General features: G+C 67.3%; 12 protein-coding genes and 2 pseudogenes. 8 read left to right on the forward strand and 6 right to left on the reverse strand.

All coding sequences use genetic code 11. From position 1 onward, the window contains the following. The first annotated feature begins 243 nt into the window (after window positions 1-243). Both ABTX18_RS34100 and ABTX18_RS34105 read left to right on the forward strand, forming a co-directional pair. Window positions 244-756: a hypothetical protein gene (locus tag ABTX18_RS34100; protein WP_352126680.1), complete on the forward strand. Its 513-nt coding sequence runs from the start codon at window positions 244-246 to the stop codon at window positions 754-756. Between the two features lie 43 nt (window positions 757-799). Beyond that, a pseudogene (locus tag ABTX18_RS34105) lies at window positions 800-1384 on the forward strand (transposase family protein); the annotation flags it as partial. 491 nt (window positions 1385-1875) lie between these two features. Here the strand turns inward: ABTX18_RS34105 and ABTX18_RS34110 are convergent. The 4 genes from ABTX18_RS34110 to ABTX18_RS34125 all read right to left on the reverse strand — a co-directional run bounded on the left by ABTX18_RS34110 (window position 1876) and on the right by ABTX18_RS34125 (window position 5601). Further along, on the reverse strand, window positions 1876-2325 hold the full coding sequence (locus tag ABTX18_RS34110; protein ID WP_352126681.1) for a MarR family winged helix-turn-helix transcriptional regulator: 450 nt from the start codon (window positions 2323-2325) through the stop codon (window positions 1876-1878). Window positions 2326-2422: 97 nt separating this feature from the next. Then, window positions 2423-3289: a fumarylacetoacetate hydrolase family protein gene (locus ABTX18_RS34115; protein WP_352126682.1), complete on the reverse strand. Its 867-nt coding sequence runs from the start codon at window positions 3287-3289 to the stop codon at window positions 2423-2425. Window positions 3290-3328: 39 nt separating this feature from the next. Next, a complete protein-coding gene (locus tag ABTX18_RS34120; RefSeq protein WP_352126683.1) occupies window positions 3329-4369 on the reverse strand; it encodes a cupin domain-containing protein in 1041 nt (346 codons plus the stop codon). Window positions 4370-4392: 23 nt separating this feature from the next. After that, the gene (locus ABTX18_RS34125) at window positions 4393-5601 is read right to left on the reverse strand and encodes an FAD-dependent monooxygenase (RefSeq protein ID WP_352126684.1); all 1209 of its coding nucleotides are present in this window, start codon (window positions 5599-5601) and stop codon (window positions 4393-4395) included. Between the two features lie 234 nt (window positions 5602-5835). Between ABTX18_RS34125 and ABTX18_RS34130 the strand changes: the two are divergent. Continuing rightward, window positions 5836-6165, forward strand: a pseudogene (locus tag ABTX18_RS34130) (type 2 periplasmic-binding domain-containing protein); the annotation flags it as partial. 348 nt (window positions 6166-6513) lie between these two features. Further along, window positions 6514-6714, forward strand: coding sequence for an MFS transporter (locus ABTX18_RS35930; protein ID WP_503061255.1), 201 nt, complete (start codon window positions 6514-6516; stop codon window positions 6712-6714). Window positions 6715-6839: 125 nt separating this feature from the next. On the opposite strand, the gene ABTX18_RS34140 is transcribed toward ABTX18_RS35930, so the two are convergent. Both ABTX18_RS34140 and ABTX18_RS34145 read right to left on the reverse strand, forming a co-directional pair. Continuing rightward, entirely contained in the window at window positions 6840-7850 is a 1011-nt protein-coding gene (locus ABTX18_RS34140) for a LacI family DNA-binding transcriptional regulator (RefSeq protein WP_352126686.1), read from the reverse strand. Window positions 7851-7952: 102 nt separating this feature from the next. After that, window positions 7953-8966: a LacI family DNA-binding transcriptional regulator gene (locus tag ABTX18_RS34145; protein WP_352126687.1), complete on the reverse strand. Its 1014-nt coding sequence runs from the start codon at window positions 8964-8966 to the stop codon at window positions 7953-7955. A 289-nt stretch (window positions 8967-9255) separates the two neighbouring features. Between ABTX18_RS34145 and ABTX18_RS34150 the strand changes: the two genes are divergently transcribed. The 4 genes from ABTX18_RS34150 to ABTX18_RS34165 all read left to right on the forward strand — a co-directional run bounded on the left by ABTX18_RS34150 (window position 9256) and on the right by ABTX18_RS34165 (window position 15114). Beyond that, on the forward strand, window positions 9256-10572 hold the full coding sequence (locus ABTX18_RS34150) for an ABC transporter substrate-binding protein (RefSeq protein WP_352126688.1): 1317 nt from the start codon (window positions 9256-9258) through the stop codon (window positions 10570-10572). A 92-nt stretch (window positions 10573-10664) separates the two neighbouring features. After that, a complete protein-coding gene (locus ABTX18_RS34155; RefSeq protein WP_352126689.1) occupies window positions 10665-11549 on the forward strand; it encodes a carbohydrate ABC transporter permease in 885 nt (294 codons plus the stop codon). A 4-nt stretch (window positions 11550-11553) separates the two neighbouring features. Beyond that, complete coding sequence (locus ABTX18_RS34160; protein ID WP_352126690.1) at window positions 11554-12462, forward strand: carbohydrate ABC transporter permease; 909 nt, start codon at window positions 11554-11556, stop codon at window positions 12460-12462. A gap of 81 nt (window positions 12463-12543) precedes the next feature. Further along, window positions 12544-15114, forward strand: coding sequence for a family 78 glycoside hydrolase catalytic domain (locus ABTX18_RS34165; RefSeq protein WP_352126691.1), 2571 nt, complete (start codon window positions 12544-12546; stop codon window positions 15112-15114). Window positions 15115-15736 lie beyond the last annotated feature (622 nt).

Raw genomic sequence — 15736 nt, forward strand, 5'->3', positions numbered from 1 at the left:
CCCCATCACTCCCATACCGACGCCGCCCCTACCCCTGACCAGCGAAAACACAGTCGTCAGACTCGGAAAGACAACAGCGTCTAAGGGCTGTCCCGTTAATAGATCTCAGGGCTCGGGAGGTCTGTCGCTCACGCATGGGATGTGCTGTGCACGGGGGAGTTGGGCCCTCTGCTCTTGTCGAAGGCGGCAGCAGTGCCGGATGTACCGTTGTGCAGAATCGGGTAGGCCGCCTACCGTTCGGCTGTGAGCAGCTCTTTTCAGACGATCGTTGACCTGGAGGCGACCGCCGAGGACGCCGTCGCGCACGGGGAGCGGGTGGCGGCGTGGCTGGTCGGCGAGGGAATCGTGCGGCTGCCGGATCACGGCCCCGGGCCGCGGTGGGAGCGGGCGACGGGGTTCCGGGAAGCGAGCGGGAGCAACGGGCTGACCGTTGTCACGGGGCGGACGGTGTTCTTCTCGCCGCAGCAGAGCGGACCGCCGGTCTGTCCGTACTGCGCGGCGGCGTTCGGGGATGGACACTGCGAGATGTTCTCGCCGGTCATGGACGCATGGTGGAACACCGGCAGGGGCGAAGTGCCGTGTCCGGCGTGCGGAAGGGTGGTGTCGCTGGCTGCGTGGGAGTGGGCGGGGGACGGGCTTGCCTTCGCGTACCTGGGGCTCGAGTTCTGGAACGGGTCCGCGTTGCTGCCGGAGTTCGTTACGGAGCTGGGTCAGGTACTCGGGCACCGGACCCGGTTCGTGCGAGGAAGAATCTAAAGGTTGCCCCGTAACTGCTGGTCACGGGTGAGATGATCTTGATGTGGCTGGTGTGATCACGGCGTCGGAGTCGTTCTGGATAGCCCCGTTCGCCGGGCTGAGCCCTCGCCTGTTCGGCAAGCTGGTGACCGTACTGCGGCGCGAGGGCGCGGATGGGGCCCGCAAGGGCCGGCCGTGGAGCCTCCCGCTGGAGGACCGGGTCCTGCTGGTCGCGGCGTACCGGCGCACGAACTTGACGATGCGCCAGCTCGCCCCGCTCTTCGGGGTGTCCAAGTCGACGGCGGACCGCATCATCGACCACCTCGGGCCGATGCTCGCGCTCCAGCCCCGGAAGCGGTTCGCCAAGGGCACCGTGCTCATCGTGGACGGCACCTTGGTCCCGACCCGGGACCACGCGGTGGCGGAGCAGTCCAAGAACTACCGGTACTCGACCAACCACCAGGTCGTCATCGACGCCGACACCCGCCTGGTCGTCGTGGTCGGCAAGCCCCTGCTCGGCAACCGCAACGACTGTAAGGCGTGGGAGGAATCCGGCGCCAAGGCCGCCGTCGGCCGGACCATGACGATCGCGGACGGCGGCTATCCCGGCACCGGACTCGTCATGCCCCACCGCCGCCGCAAAGGCGAAGACCTGTCCGAGTACGCCGGGCGTCGTGCCTGTGGGTGCTCTGGTCTCGCCGTGTGGCCAGGCACCTCGGCGACGTGACGTCCACCCAGTGTGCGCGGTCATGCTGCCGCTCGATGTGATGGACGCGTAGGTCACGACGGCGGGGGAAGACCGGTCGGGTCGGGAGTTCAGGTGACTCCCGTTCGACCAGCACTCCTCAAGTTCGGAACGACAACAGCCACTGAGAGACAGATGCGCATGATCGGCATTGAATGCGCCGAGGATTTGTAGGGCGCGGCCGATGACAGGGCCCGTACCTGCGGGCGGCGAGGGCTGCTGCTGGGACGGTCGGCCCGGTAGGGCTGTGATCGTGCGGCGGTCGTGAGCCAAGGCGTGTGACTCCTTGTTCGACCTGGGTGCGACAGTCCGGCAGTCACTGTTCCTCAGCGAACGGGAGGTGGAACTCCGAGTACAGGACAGGTGGTGGCAGCTGAAGGACGCTCGTCCAGGTCTCATGCTTTGTCGCGGAGCGACTCCTCGTCCAGCGAGGCGAGTCTGCTGAGGATGTCGACGGCCAGTGCCCGTTCACCCGCGGGTAGTGATCTGAGGAGCAGTTCGTTGATCCGTTCTGCTGGAGTGATCAGGGAGTCGAGCAGTTCGGCACCCTCGTCGGTGAGGCTCAGCAGCGTTCGTCTGAGGTCTCCCTCGTCGCGCACCTGGCTCACGTAGTGCTGGTCGGTCAGGCGGCGGATCATATGGTTGACAGTAGAACGGTCCAGTGAGGTGAGGTGTGCGAGAGTCCGCTGGTCGATGCCCGGGTCCCGGCTGAGGGCGTTGAGGATGGCGAACTTCTGGGACGTGATCTCCCTGGACACGTGCTGGGTCCAGAGGGCTGTGTGCACTTGTTCGGCACGCCGGATCAGATGGCCGATGTAGTTGGGCAGCTCCAGTGCGCGTGCCACGGCGCTCCGTCCGTCGTCGAGGTGGTGCCGGCAGGAAAGGCGGCCGGTCTGATGGAGTCTAGAGAGTGCGCGACACCACCTTGGGGGGACTTGTCCGTCAGCGTGCCCGACGTCCGGGGCGCTGGTCGTAGGGGGTGGCCCGTGAGCCGTCGACCCCCACTTCCAGTCGGCCTACCCGCTCGATCTCCAGCACGACGCGGTCCCCGTGGCTGAGCGGTCCCACGCCGGCCGGGGTGCCTGTCGCGATGATGTCGCCCGGGTGGAGCGTCATCACGGACGAGGTGTAGGCGATCAGGTCTGCGACCCCGAAGATCAGGTCGGCTGTGTTGGTGCGCTGCCGGGTGGTGCCGGCGACATCGCAGCGTAGATCGAGGGAGTCGGGGTCGGGTATCTCGTCGGCGGTGACGATCCAGGGGCCGATCGGTGTGAACGTGTCGAACGACTTGCGTGTGGAGCGGTCTTCGCCGGAGCGGACGGTGATGTCCAGGACGCAGGTGTACCCGAAGACGTAGTCCAGTGCGTCGGCCGCGTCGACGTGATGGGCGGTGCGTCCGATGACGACGCCCAGTTCGCCTTCCTGATCGGTGCGCTTGTCCGTGTAGGGCAGGACGATGTCCTGGCCCGGTCCGATGACCGAGGAGTTGGCTTTCAGGAAGACGCCGAGGTCGGCGACCGAGGTGGTGTACTCCATTTCCGCCTTGTGGTCGAGGTAGTTGACCGGAGCTCCGACGACCTTTCCAGGCCGGGGCAGCGGGGATTCCAGGGCTGCCTCGCTGAGCGGGACGCGTGCGCAGTTGGACACGTCGACATCCATCGCGGCGCCGCGGGCGAGGGTTTCGATGTGCTGGTGCAGTGGGCCGGCCGCACCGGGGTTGCTGCCTTGGGCGAGTTGTTCGGTCACGTCGACGAGATGGTCGCCGTCGACGATTCCGAGGCGTCCTTTGTTGAACAGGGCCAGGCGCATCGTGGCCTCCTTGTGAAGTGTCGGCTGTGGTGTGGTGGATCAGGCTCCGGGATCGGCGCTTTCGGTGCGGTAGAGGCCGAGGGAGCGCATGACGGGCTCGTCGCTGTACGAGAACAGGACGGCATCGTCCGAGGTGGAGGCGTTCAGGTGACGGTAGGAGGCCCAGCCGGGAACGGCGAAGGTGTCGTGCTCGGACCAGTCCAGACGCACGCCGTCCACGATCGTGGCGCCTTCGCCACGTACGACGTTGAAGATGGTGGAGGCGGTGTGCCGGCGGCCGGCTCCCTGGAAGCCGGGGCGCAGGCGTTGGATGCGGCAGCCGATGGTGGGCATGACCGGGCCGCCCGTCCACGGGTTGGTGTACTCCAGGACGATGCCGTCGACGTCGCTTCCTTCGGCGGTGTCGGCGATGCCTTCCAGTGACCGCTGGGTCTCGTGCCAGGTGTAGCGGGTCACGGGGGAGTTGGGCCCGTCCTGGGAGAGCCAGACCGGGTTGAGCCGGCCGTGGAGGAACTGCCTGCTGCCGGCGTCATCGGCTCGGGTGACCGGTTGGAGGCGCTGGTGGAACTTCTCGTAGAAGCCGGCCTCCAGAGCGTTGACCAGCGGGTAGTCGAGAGCGTCGAGCCAGATCATCGGCGCGTCACCCTCGTGGGTGTGATCGTGCCAGTGCCATCCAGGAGTGAGCAGCAGATCACCGGGGGCCATGAAGACACGCTCGCCGTTGACCGTCGTCCACGCGCCACTGCCTTCGAGGATGAAGCGGAAGGCGTTGGAGGTGTGCCGGTGTGCCTGGGCGGATTCGCCTGGCAGGATGATCTGCAGGCCCGCATAGAGCGTGTTGACCGTGGCCGGGGGGTCGCTCAGGCCGGGGTTGACGAGCATGAGGACCCGGCGTTCGGCCTCCTCCAGCGACAGGGTCCTGGAGAAGTGCAGGAGGTGAGGCCGCAGCTCCTGCCAGCTCCATCGGCAGGGCACCGCGCGGCTCTTCGGTTCGGCGGGGAACAGGTTGCCGTAGAAGCGCCAGAGCGGAGCCGCCCCGAGTCCCTCCAGTGTCTTGTAAGCAAGCTCATCGGTCGTCATGGTGTCCTCCTACGGGTGCGGGATCACGGGGCGGGGACGGCGGCCCGGGCAGGTGTCCACACCCAGGAGACGTCGCTGAAGTCCTCGGGCGCACGTGACGCGAAGAGCTGGTTGCGCAGGGTGGCGCCCATGCCCTCCAGGTGGCAGATCTCGCCGAAGCGGCGGGCGTTGGTCTGGATCCGCGCAGCGCGCTCGCGGCGCTGATCGGCGTACGCGGCGAAGGCGTCCGCGGGGTCGGTGAACCGGCCGAAGGACTGCCCGAGCGCGACGGCGTCCTCCAGTGCCTGGCAGGCCCCCTGGGCCAGGTACTGGAGCATCGGGTGTGCGGCGTCACCGAGCAGGGCGATCCTGCCGTGGACCCAGTTGTCGATGGGCAGGCGGTCGTACAGGGGCCAGCGCCGGTCGCGTGCTATCAGCGGCAGGGCGTCGCGCACGGTCTGGCATGTTCCCGCGAAGCGTTCTTCGAGCTCGGCCTCAGTGCCCCAGTCGTCCGAGTCCGGTGTGTAGTGGTCGCTCTCGAACACGGCGACCTGGTTGTAGAGCTCGCCGCGCCGTACCGGGTACTGCACCAGGTGCATGCGAGGTCCAGCCCAGACCATGACCGCATCAGAGGCGGCGTGCTGCGACATCCGGCCGGTCATCCTGTCGGCGGGAAGAGCGCCGCGGAACGCTACGTAGCGGGAGCAGACCGGCTCTCCGTCACCGACCAGGGCCTGACGCAGGCGCGAGTGCAGACCGTCCGCCGCCACGACGACGTCGGCTGTGAGCCTCGGAGCCGTCCCGGCGAAGTGGAGGTGTACGGCGGATTCATCCTGTTCGGCGTGCGTGACGGTGTGTCCGGTGCGCAGCGTGACGGCGGGGTGTTCCCGGCAGGCGGCAAGGAGGGCCGCGTGCAGGTCCGTGCGGTGGGTGACGAGGTAGGGATGTGTGAAGCGTTCGGTGTACGCAGCGCTGCGCAGGTCGAGAGACGTGACCTGGTCGCCGCTCAGGGCGTCCATCATCACGAGCCGGGGCGGCGCGACCGCGGTGCGCCGGACCGCATCGAGCACCCCCAGATCCTCGAGGGCCTGTGAGGCGTTCGGGGCGAGCTGCAGGCCGGCCCCGATCTCCCCGAACTGGGCAGCTCGTTCGAGAACAGTCACATGGTGACCGGCGCGGGCGATCGACAGCGCGGCGGCCAGGCCGCCGATACCACCGCCGACCACGACGATGCGGAGTGCAGCAGGGGTCACGGACATATGGCCTCCTTGGTGAGGGAAGTGGAGGACACCTATGGGGAGCGCGAGACGCGCCGGCCAAATGATCAGTACCCCAATCATTGGTGTACTGATTATATTGCGAGGACGTTACCCCGGTGTCAACGGTTCAGGGGAGAAAGGTCAGCAGGGAGCGCGACGTCAGGTCTGTCTGATCAGCATGCGGCCGTACGGCTGTCCGCGTATACGCGAGCTTCGGTGCGCGTGATGATCTATCAGCGCACCTACGACGCCCCGACCGTACGGCAACTCGGCATGCTCGGCGTCGAACCGCGCGTGGAGGTCTCAGTCGGCAGCTTCCCACTGCTGCCGCTGCTGGTTGCCGGCACCCGGCGCATCGCCCTGATCCAGGCCCGCCTGATGACGCCTCTCGCTGCCGTGCGGGTACTGGAACCGCCCTACGAAGCGGTGCCGCTGCGAGAGGTGATGTGGTGGCACCCCGTCCACACGCACGACGCCGCACACATCTGGCTACGCGAAACGGCGGCCCGGGTCGGCCGACGCATGGCCGACGGGCACGACACGCCGCAGCCGTCCTGACAGGCGGCGGGAGCGCACGACCTGGATCGGCGGTATCCGCCCAGTGGATCCGAGGCATCCGAAAATCGGATCGCGGCAGGGCTGGGCAGGCCACCCAGGGGGCCGCATAGTCGTGGCACATCCCTATGCCGTGCGCCGACGTCGTCGACCGACGCATCTTTTGCCACGCGCATCTCCCTTCCCGCCTCCCGCTCTGGAATGCCGCCATGCCCGCTCCCGTCACCCCGCCCTCCGACGCCCACGACTTCCCGGATACGCAGGGGAAACTACCTGCTGCTCTCCTCATGGCCGGCAGTTGCCTGCCTGCCTGTTCTGGGCGCTGTGCTGCTCGCACCGGTTCTGCCTCGCATGCAGGAGCACTTCGAGGGTGTCGCCGGCAGCGAGGCCCTGGTGCCCCTGGTGCTGACCGTTCCCGCGCTGTCGCTGGCCCTGCTGGCTCCCTTTGCCGGTGTCGTCGTCGACCGCCTCGGCCGCAAGCGCCTGCTGATCGTGGCGACGGTCCTGTACGCGTTGTTCGGCACAGTTCCGTTGTGGGTGGACTCGACCTGAGCTCGGCCGTCGGAGCGCTCGGCCTTGCCACCCTGCTTCTCGCGGGTGCGCCCCTTCTCCTCGCCCACCGGACGCCGGCCGCTGCCCCGCTGCACCATGTTCACGAACAGCCCTGACCACCGGGGTCACCGCGCCGGCGCTGCCAAGGTGGACCGGCGCACGACCAGTTCCGGCTGCAGTACGACGTGGACATGTCCGTGAACGGCGTTGTGCGCCGTGTCCTCGATGAGCAGGCGGCCGGCCTGCTGTCCCATGGCGACGACCGGCCGCCGCACCGTGGTCAGCGGCACGACGGCGGACACTGCGAAGTCGAGGTCGCCGTAGCCGACCAACGCGATGTCGTCAGGCACCCTCAGTCCGGCCTCGTACAGGGCCTGCATCACTCCGAGAGCGAGCAGATCGTCGGCGCAGAACACAGCGGTCGGCCGGTCCGCCAGGCCGAGGATGCGCTGACCGGCGTCCTTGCCCGCGCCCACCGTCAGGGCTGGGCACGCGAGCTCATGCAGGGAGTCCGAGGCGAGCCCGGCCCGGCTGATGGCACGGCGTGCACCTGTGCACCGGTCCCGTACCGGCGCGAGCTCGTAGGGACCGCCGACGTGCACAAAGGACCGGTGCCCTTGCTCGAGCAGGTGACGGACTGCCGCGTAACCCCCAGCGACATCATCGATTCCCACGGAGCACGCAGCCGGTTCGAGAGCGGATTGGTCGGCCATGACGAAGGGCAGCGCATGCCGACGCAACGCAGCCGCGGTTCGGCCTGCTCCGTCACCCGAAACCAGCACGGCTCCGCGGATCCGGTGCGCGGCGATCAGGGCGAGGTGCCGACCGTCCTGGGCCCCCTCGCGGGCGCCGGTGCACACCATGACGCCGAGGTCGGCCTCGCGTGCGGCCTGCTCGACGCCGGTGGCCAGCGCCGTGAAATACGGATCCGCCCCGTTCAGCCCCAGGACGGCGATGACACGGGAGGCCAGACCGTCCACCCCCTGTGCGCCTTGGGCGCGTACGTATCCGATCGAGCCGATCACGTCGAGGACGCGCTTGCGGGTGGCCTCGGCGACGACCTCCGGGTGGTTGAGGACGTTCGAGACGGTGCCGAGCGACACACCGGCCTCGCGCGCAACGTCCTTGACACCCACCTTGCGACGCGCCCTGCCGTCTCGAGCCGTCCTTGTATCCAGCCCGTGTGCCGGTGTCCTGTTCAAGAAGGGAATGGTTGTGGGCAGCTGGTGGGCCATCGTTCAAGGGCTCACTGGGGCTGCGGTGGTGCTGCGTTGCACGAGGCGTGGGGTCATCGTCGTCTGCATGGACCGGTCCCGCCTGCCTTCCACGCGCTCGATGAGCAAGCGGGCGGCGGTGGAGCCCATGGTGTGTCCCGCCTGATCGACGCTGCTGAGCTGGACGGTGGCCAGGTCAGCGAGAGCGGTGTTGTTGTAGCCGACGAGCGAGAGGTCCTCGGGGATGCGAAGGCCGAGTTCGTGAGCCGCCCGGTAGATGCCCAGGGCGGCGACGTCGGCGCCTGTCATGACGGCGGTCGGCGGTCGTTCCATGGTCAGCAGGGTCATACCGGCCTTGAAGCCGCCCTCGTCGGAGTACGCGGCATGGTGAACCCGCACGTGCTCGGTGAGGCCGTGCCGTTCCATGGCTGCGCGGTAGCCGCCCGCGAGGACGACCTCCGGTGTGCGCTTCCACTGGTTGGCTCTGGTGCCGGGGGCCGCGACGAGGGCGATGTCTCGGTGTCCGAGCGCCACCAGATGGTCGACCACCAGGCCCGCGCCGGTGTCATCCGCGTCGACCACCGAGTCGTGGGTGTCGGTTGCGTCGTGGTGACCGATGACAACGGTCGGCGTGGCCGCCGCAGTTGCAAGTACCTCGGCGCGCGAGGTCCCCGGAGCGATGAGGATCAAGCCGTCCATCTGGCGGTCGACCATGGAACGGATGGTTTTCGCCTGTTCGTCCGGGTCGAAGCCGGCCGCGCCGATCAGCACGGTGTACTCGCTGGTGCGGAGCTCCTCCTGGATGCCGTCGAGGATGTCCGCGAAGAAGGCGTTACGGACGTTGTCCAGGAGCACGCCGATCGTGTACGTCCGCCCCCGCATCCCGCGTGCCGCCGCCTGCGGCCGATAGTCCAGTTCGGCGATGGCAGCCCGCACCTTCTCCTGCATGCCGGGGCTCACGCCGTAGGCGTTGCGCAGCACCTTGGAGACCGCGGCGACGGACACGCCGGCGTGCCGGGCGACGTCGGTGATGGTCACGCGCTTGTTCTGCTTGGGTGCGGCAGCCCCGCCCATCGTCAGTACCCCAGATTTCGTAGGTGCGAGTGTAACGGTCTACATAATGACTGCTGGATGACGGTAAGGCTACTGGTTCGCGTCCTGGTGTTACGGCTCCGTGTCTTGACGGATGCCGACGAGCGGTGCAGGGTGTTGCCCACTTCGTGGTGGAGAACGTTACACACAGCCTTCTGTGCGGTTGGACTCGTTTCCCTTCCTCAGCGCCGCTCGCCGTTCCTCGCCCCTCTCTCAAAGACCTCCGGGAGTCTCCATGCCCCTTCGCATGCCCCATGCCCGTCGTGCGCGTCTGAGCCTGTTCGCGGCCGCCACCACCTCGCTGGCGCTGGTCACCACCGCCTGCGGCGGTAGCGGCTCCGGATCCTCCGCCGCCCCCAAAGAGTTCAGCTACCTGAGCGTCACCGAGAACACCACCGTGAAGACCGCCCTGACCACCATGTCCGAGGGTGCGTGCAAGGCGGCGAACGACGCTCTGCCTCTGAAGGTGGAGACCGTGCCGCAGACGAGCCTCGACCAGAAGCTGCAGCTGCTGGCCGGCCAGGACGCGCTGCCGGTGCAGTTCGCCGCGGGCAATGCCCCCGCGCTCACCCAGCAGTTGGCGAAGTCGGGCAAGGTGGCTGACCTGGAGAAGGAGCTCAAGTCGCTCGGCGTTCTCGATCAACTGGAGCCGGCGGCCGTCTCCACGATCAAGGCACTGTACGGAGGCAAGCTCCAGGTGCTGCCGTACGAGTACAACATCGAGGGCATCTTCTACAACAAGAAGCTCTTCCAGGAGAACGCCATAGCCATTCCGGGCACCTGGGACGAGTTGGTGGCTGCCGCGGCGAAGCTGGACGCCAAGAACGTTCAGCCCTTCTCCGCCTCCGGTCAGCAGGGGTGGCCCATCACCCGCCTGCTGAGCACGTACCTCTACCGCAGCCTGGGGCCCGACGCCCTCCAGAAGGTGGCCGACGGCAAGGCGAAACTGACCGACCCGGAGTACGTGAAGGCCGCCGAGGAGATCGCCGGCCTCGGCAAGCGGGGCTACTTCGGCAAGGGCGTCGGTTCCATCGACTACGACACGGCGATGAACCAGTTCCTCAACGGCAAGGCCGCCATGTTCTACATGGGCAACTGGGCACTGGCGAACATCTCCGACGACAAGCAGAACAAGATCGGTGCGGAGAACGTCGGCTTCATGCCCTTCCCCGCCGTGCCCGGTGGCAAGGGGTCCATCGACCAGTACCCCTCCAACGTCGGCCTCGGCATCACGCTCGGCGCGAAGTCCTTCGACGAGAAGACCGGTGACTGGGTCTCCTGCATCGCCAAGAACTACGGCAGCACCGCGCTCAAGGACCACGGTTCCATCTCCGGTTTCAAGGTCAACACCGGGGTGATGGACGCCAACGACGTCACCACGAAGGTCCGCAAGACGATCAGCGAGTCGAAGCAGAACGTCCTTTGGTTCGAGGCCCTGTTCAGCACCAAAGCCACCACCGTCAGCCAGACCAACGCGGCCGGCCTGGTCACCGGGAGCATGAAGCCCGAGGCGTTCATGCAGACGGTCCAGGACGCGCTGACCGCCAAGTGACCCACCGGGGGCGGCCCGAGCCTCCCCGCACGGACCGCCCCCGGTTCCGTCCCGACAGGTCTCTTCAACGAAAAACGAAGTGGACACCATCCATGCACCGCGTACTCGGTGACCGCAGGGCCATCGCGATCCTGCTCGGCCCCGCCCTTCTCGTCTACTCACTGATCATGCTGGTCCCCATCGTGTGGTCCCTCGGGTACTCCTTCACCAAGGGCAACACCATCGAGGGATTCACCGGAAACGGGGGTGCCAACTTCTCCAGGCTGTTCGACGACCCGGCCGTCCGCGACGCCCTCTGGTTCACCCTCAAATACGCGGCCCTCGTCACTGTGGGCCAGGTCGTCGCCGGCTACCTCCTGGCCCTGCTGTACGTCTTCTTCCTCAAGAAGTCCTCCGCGCTGATCCGCACGCTGGCCTTCTTCCCGGTCGTGCTGCCCACGGTCGCGGTGGGCCTGCTCTTCCAGAAGTTCTTCCAAGTCGCCCCGCAGACAGGTCCGGTCAACTCCCTGCTCAACGCGGTCGGAGTCGACTCCATCGACTTCTTCGGCAGCGCCGGGAGCGCGTTCTGGGTTCTGATCGTCATGGACATATGGCGCTCCATGGGCTTCTACGCCGTCCTGCTCTTCGCCGGCCTGGTCGACATCCCCGACGAGGTCCTCGAATCGGCGCGCCTGGACGGAGCCTCGGGGCTGCGACTGATCCGGCACATCGTGCTGCCGCTGTCCCTGCCCGTACTGATGTCATCGCTGATCTTCAGCATCAACGGGACGCTCAAGGTCTTCGACTCCGTCGTCGCCCTGACCAACGGCGGCCCGGGCAACGGCACCACCCCACTGACCCTGTACATGTTCCAGACGTCGTTCACCTACAGCGACTACGGCTACGGCAGCACCATCGCCCTGCTGCTGACCGTGGTGTGCCTGCTGGTGAGCCTGGCCGTCTACCGCGTCTCGCGGCGCGACATCACGGAGGGCTGAACGCATGGCCATCGACACACCTGTGAAGACCTCCGCAGGCCGCTGGAGCCGGAAGCCGTCCGGACATGCCGGCCCGAGCCGCAGACCCCGGGCGCCGCGCCGGCTGTGGGTGAAGATCGTCGTCACCCTGCTGCTGGTCGTCGAGGTCTACCCACTGATCTGGATGCTCCTGACGTCGCTGAAGTCCAACGACGACTACCTGAACAATTCCACCTGGAGCCTGCCCACCACGTGGGAGTGGGGCAACTACACCGAGGCATGGACAACCGGCCATCTCGGGCTGTACGTCCAGAACAGCGTCCTCGCCGTTCTGCCTGCCCTGGCCCTGATGCTGCTCCTGGGAACGGCCGCGGGATTCGCCCTGCAGATCATGGTGTGGAAGGGCCGCAGCCTCACCCTGCTGGTCTTCCTCGCAGGCATGATGGTGCCCCCGCAGATGATCCTCCTGCCGCTGTTCACCGTGTACTTCCAGACCGGCCTGTCCGGCACGCTGTGGCCGTTGATCCTCACCTACACCGGCACCGGCCTGCCCCTGACCGTCTTCATGATGGCCACGTACTACCGGACCGTTCCCCGCGAACTGTTCGAAGCGGCCACCATCGACGGCGCGGGCATCCTGCGCGCCTTCTGGACCATCAGCGTGCCCATGGTCCGAAACGCCCTGCTCACCGTCGGCCTGGTGCAGTTCTTCTTCATCTGGAACGACCTGCTCATCGCGCTGACCTTCACCAACAACCAGGACCTGCGCACCATCCAGGTCGGCCTGCTCAACTTCACCGGCGACTTCGGTGCCACACAGTACGGGCCGCTGTTCGCCGCGATCTGCATCAACGTCTTCGGCACCCTCCTGATCTACCTCTTCCTCAACCAGAAGGTCATGAAGGGCCTGACCTCGGGAGCGGTCAAGGGCTGAGACCGGCTGCCCGCAGCCCACTCGCCCCGCTCCCGCGCACGTGAAGAAAGGCTTTCCTTGTTCCCCCCTCAGCCCTGCCCGGTGTCTTTCGAGCACCTCCCGGACGGCCTCGGCATCGGCGTCCCCACACCCCGACTTACGTGGATCCTGCCGGCAGGCGGCGGGTCCCAGGAGGCGTACGAACTCGAGCTCGCACGTGACGGCCGTACAGACCGCACCGGCCGCATAGCAAGCAGTGACCAGGTGCTGGTGGCCTGGCCCGGTGATCCGCTGAACTCCCGAGAACGCGCCACCGTCCGCGTCCGCGTCTGGACCACGGGGGCGAGTGAGCCCTCGTACTGGAGCACCCCGAGCGCCGTCGAGGCGGGCCTGCTGGACGCCGCCGACTGGCAGGCAGTCCCGGTGGGCGCCGCCTGGCCCGAGGACCCCGAAGCCGCCCGCCGTCCGGCCCGCGTCCGCAAGGACTTCCGGATCGACCGGACGGTGGCACACGCCCGCCTCTACATCACCGCACACGGCCTGTACGAGGCCGAGATCAACGGACGCCGCATCGGCGACGAGACGCTGGCTCCGGGCTGGACCGTCTACCCGCACCGGCTGCGCTACCGCACGCACGACGTCACCAGCCACCTCACCGAAGGCGCCAACACCATCGGCGCATGGCTCGGCGACGGCTGGTACCGCGGCAAGTACGGCTTCGACGGCGGCACCCGCAACATCTACGGCACCGACCAGTCCCTGATCGCCCAGCTGGAGGTGACGTACGACGACGGCACCACGGTCACGATTGCCACGGACCGGACCTGGAACGCCGCGCCAGGGCCGATCCTGACCAGCGGACTGTACGAGGGCGAGACGTTCGACGCCAGGCTGCACGAGCCCGACTGGGCCACCCCTCCCGGCGCTGCCCAGGGCGAGTGGACGCAAGTCCGCACCGGCAGTCGCGACATGGGCACGCTCGTCGCCCCGCAGGGACCTCCGGTGCGCTGCACCGAGGAGATCACTCCGGTCACCATCACCCGCACCGGCGACGACAGCCATCTGCTCGACTTCGGCCAGAACCTGGTGGGCCGTCTCCGAGTCACCCTCGACGGACCGGCCGGCACCGCCGTCACCCTCCGGCACGCCGAGGTCCTGGAGCAGGGTGAGCTGGCCACGCGGCCCTTGCGCGAGGCGCACGCCGAGGACACGGTGATCCTCTCCGGCCGAGGGCCCCTCACCTGGGAACCACGCTTCACTCTCCACGGCTTCCGCTATGCAGAAGTCAGTGGCTGGACGGCAGACCTGACCGCCGAGATGGTGACAGCCCGGGTGTACCACACCGACATGCGTCGCACCGGCTGGTTCGAGTGCAGCGACCCGCTGGTCAACCGGCTGCACGAGAACGTCGTGTGGAGCATGCGCGGCAACTTCGTCGACATCCCCACCGACTGCCCACAGCGCGACGAACGCCTCGGCTGGACCGGTGACATCCAGGTCTTCGCCCCCACCGCGAGCTACCTGTACGACTGCTCGGGCATGCTCGACTCCTGGCTCACCGACGTCGCGCTGGAGCAACTCCCCGACGGAACGATTCCCTGGTACGTGCCCGTCATCCCGGGCGAGCCCATGTGGACGCCGATCCACCCCGGGGCCGCCTGGGGCGACGTTGCCACACTCACTCCCTGGACGCTCTACCAGCGCTTCGGAGACCTCGATCTCCTGCGCCGGCACTACCCCATGGCCAAGAAGTGGGTCGACCTCGTCGAAAGCCTCGCTGGGCCGACCCGACTGTGGGACACGGGCTTCCAACTGGGGGACTGGCTCGACCCTGCCGCACCACCCGAGGACCCGGCCGCCGGCCGCACCGACCGTTACCTCGTCGCTACCGCCTACTTCGCCCACTCCGCCCGTCACCTCGCGCTGGCGGCAGCCTCATTGGGCGATGACACGGACGCCCGGCGGTACAACGGGCTGGCCGACGAGGCCGCCAACGCCTTCCGCCGCCGCTACGTCCTTGCATCGGGGCGCATGAGCAGTGACAGCCCCACTGCCTACGCCATCGCGCTCGCCTTCGACCTGCTGGCCCCGCCGCAAAGGCAGCCGGCCGGTGACCGTCTGGCCCAGCTGGTCATCGAGGACGACGCCCGCATTGCCACCGGCTTCGTCGGCACCCCGCTGATCTGTGACGCCCTCACCGATACGGGACACCTCGATATCGCCTACCGGCTGCTCCTCCAGACCCAGTGCCCCTCATGGCTGTACACCGTGGACATGGGCGCCACGACGATCTGGGAACGCTGGGACAGCCTTCGCCCCGACGGCACCCTCAACCCCGGAGGTATGACGTCGTTCAACCACTACGCCCTCGGGGCCGTCGCTGACTGGCTCCACCGCGTGGTGGGCGGCATTACCGCCACGGCCCCCGGATACCGGAGGATCGCCTTCCGTCCGCGTCCCGGTGGCGGCATCACTTCGGCCCGTACCCGGCACGAGACTCCCTACGGCTCGGTGTCGTTGTCGTGGGAGCAGACAGCCGCGGGGCTGACAGCCCACCTCGTCGTACCGGAGGGCTGTGAGGCGACCGCAGAACTGCCCGGCTGCACGCCGGTCGTCCTGGGGCCGGGCAAGCATGTCCTCAGCACGGTGGAACTCGCGACAAAGGCAGCCTGACCCCCGTTTCGTCAGCTACTGCAGGCCCGGTGCACGCTTCAATGCGCCGGGCTTTGCGGTTTCCGGGTTCGATGAACGCATCTGCATTTGCCATGTGGATGACGTCCATTCACTGCGTCGATAAAGCGCACGCGTAAGCTTTCAATTGAAATTTCAAGGCGATTCAACTGGAAAGTCTTGGTCGTTCCGGCCGTGAGTTTCTTGAAGTGAGTGTTGCTTGAGGGTTGACCCGAAGGGGTGATAGGTAATACTTTCCCATCGTTGGTTGAAACGCTTCACGGGCGGTTGTCTCTGAACACCCAAATCGCATGCCGCGGTACGCGGCGTTGATTGTCTCGAATGAAGTGGCAATGCATTTTCTGTACGCACGTGTGTCCCACCGAGGTCCCGACCTCCTCGAACTGGGGCCGGCCGAGCACCTGACTGCTCGGCCGGCCCCGCCCCCCACGGTGGCTCGTTCAGAAGCTGCCATCTTCTTCCGGGAGAGCCGCTGTGAACACGCAACTTCATTGTCCGTCGCCGTCTTGCACTGATGGTCGGTGCGGCTTCGGGCGGAAGTGATCCGGCAGCCGCTCTGTCCGGAGCTGGAGTGCTGAAAAAGAACGTCCACTCGGTCCCGTAA

The sequence above is a fragment of the Streptomyces sp. NPDC096323 genome, from assembly GCF_040302845.1.
Classification (GTDB): domain Bacteria; phylum Actinomycetota; class Actinomycetes; order Streptomycetales; family Streptomycetaceae; genus Streptomyces.

Coding starts and splice junctions, on each gene's coding strand:
- ABTX18_RS34155 (WP_352126689.1), top strand. CDS start 10,665: ATGCACCGCGTACTCGGTGACCGCAGGGCCATCGCGATCCTGCTCGGC.
- ABTX18_RS34120 (WP_352126683.1), bottom strand. CDS start 4,369: ATGACGACCGATGAGCTTGCTTACAAGACACTGGAGGGACTCGGGGCG.
- ABTX18_RS35930 (WP_503061255.1), top strand. CDS start 6,514: ATGCAGGAGCACTTCGAGGGTGTCGCCGGCAGCGAGGCCCTGGTGCCC.
- ABTX18_RS34150 (WP_352126688.1), top strand. CDS start 9,256: ATGCCCCTTCGCATGCCCCATGCCCGTCGTGCGCGTCTGAGCCTGTTC.
- ABTX18_RS34115 (WP_352126682.1), bottom strand. CDS start 3,289: ATGCGCCTGGCCCTGTTCAACAAAGGACGCCTCGGAATCGTCGACGGC.
- ABTX18_RS34160 (WP_352126690.1), top strand. CDS start 11,554: ATGGCCATCGACACACCTGTGAAGACCTCCGCAGGCCGCTGGAGCCGG.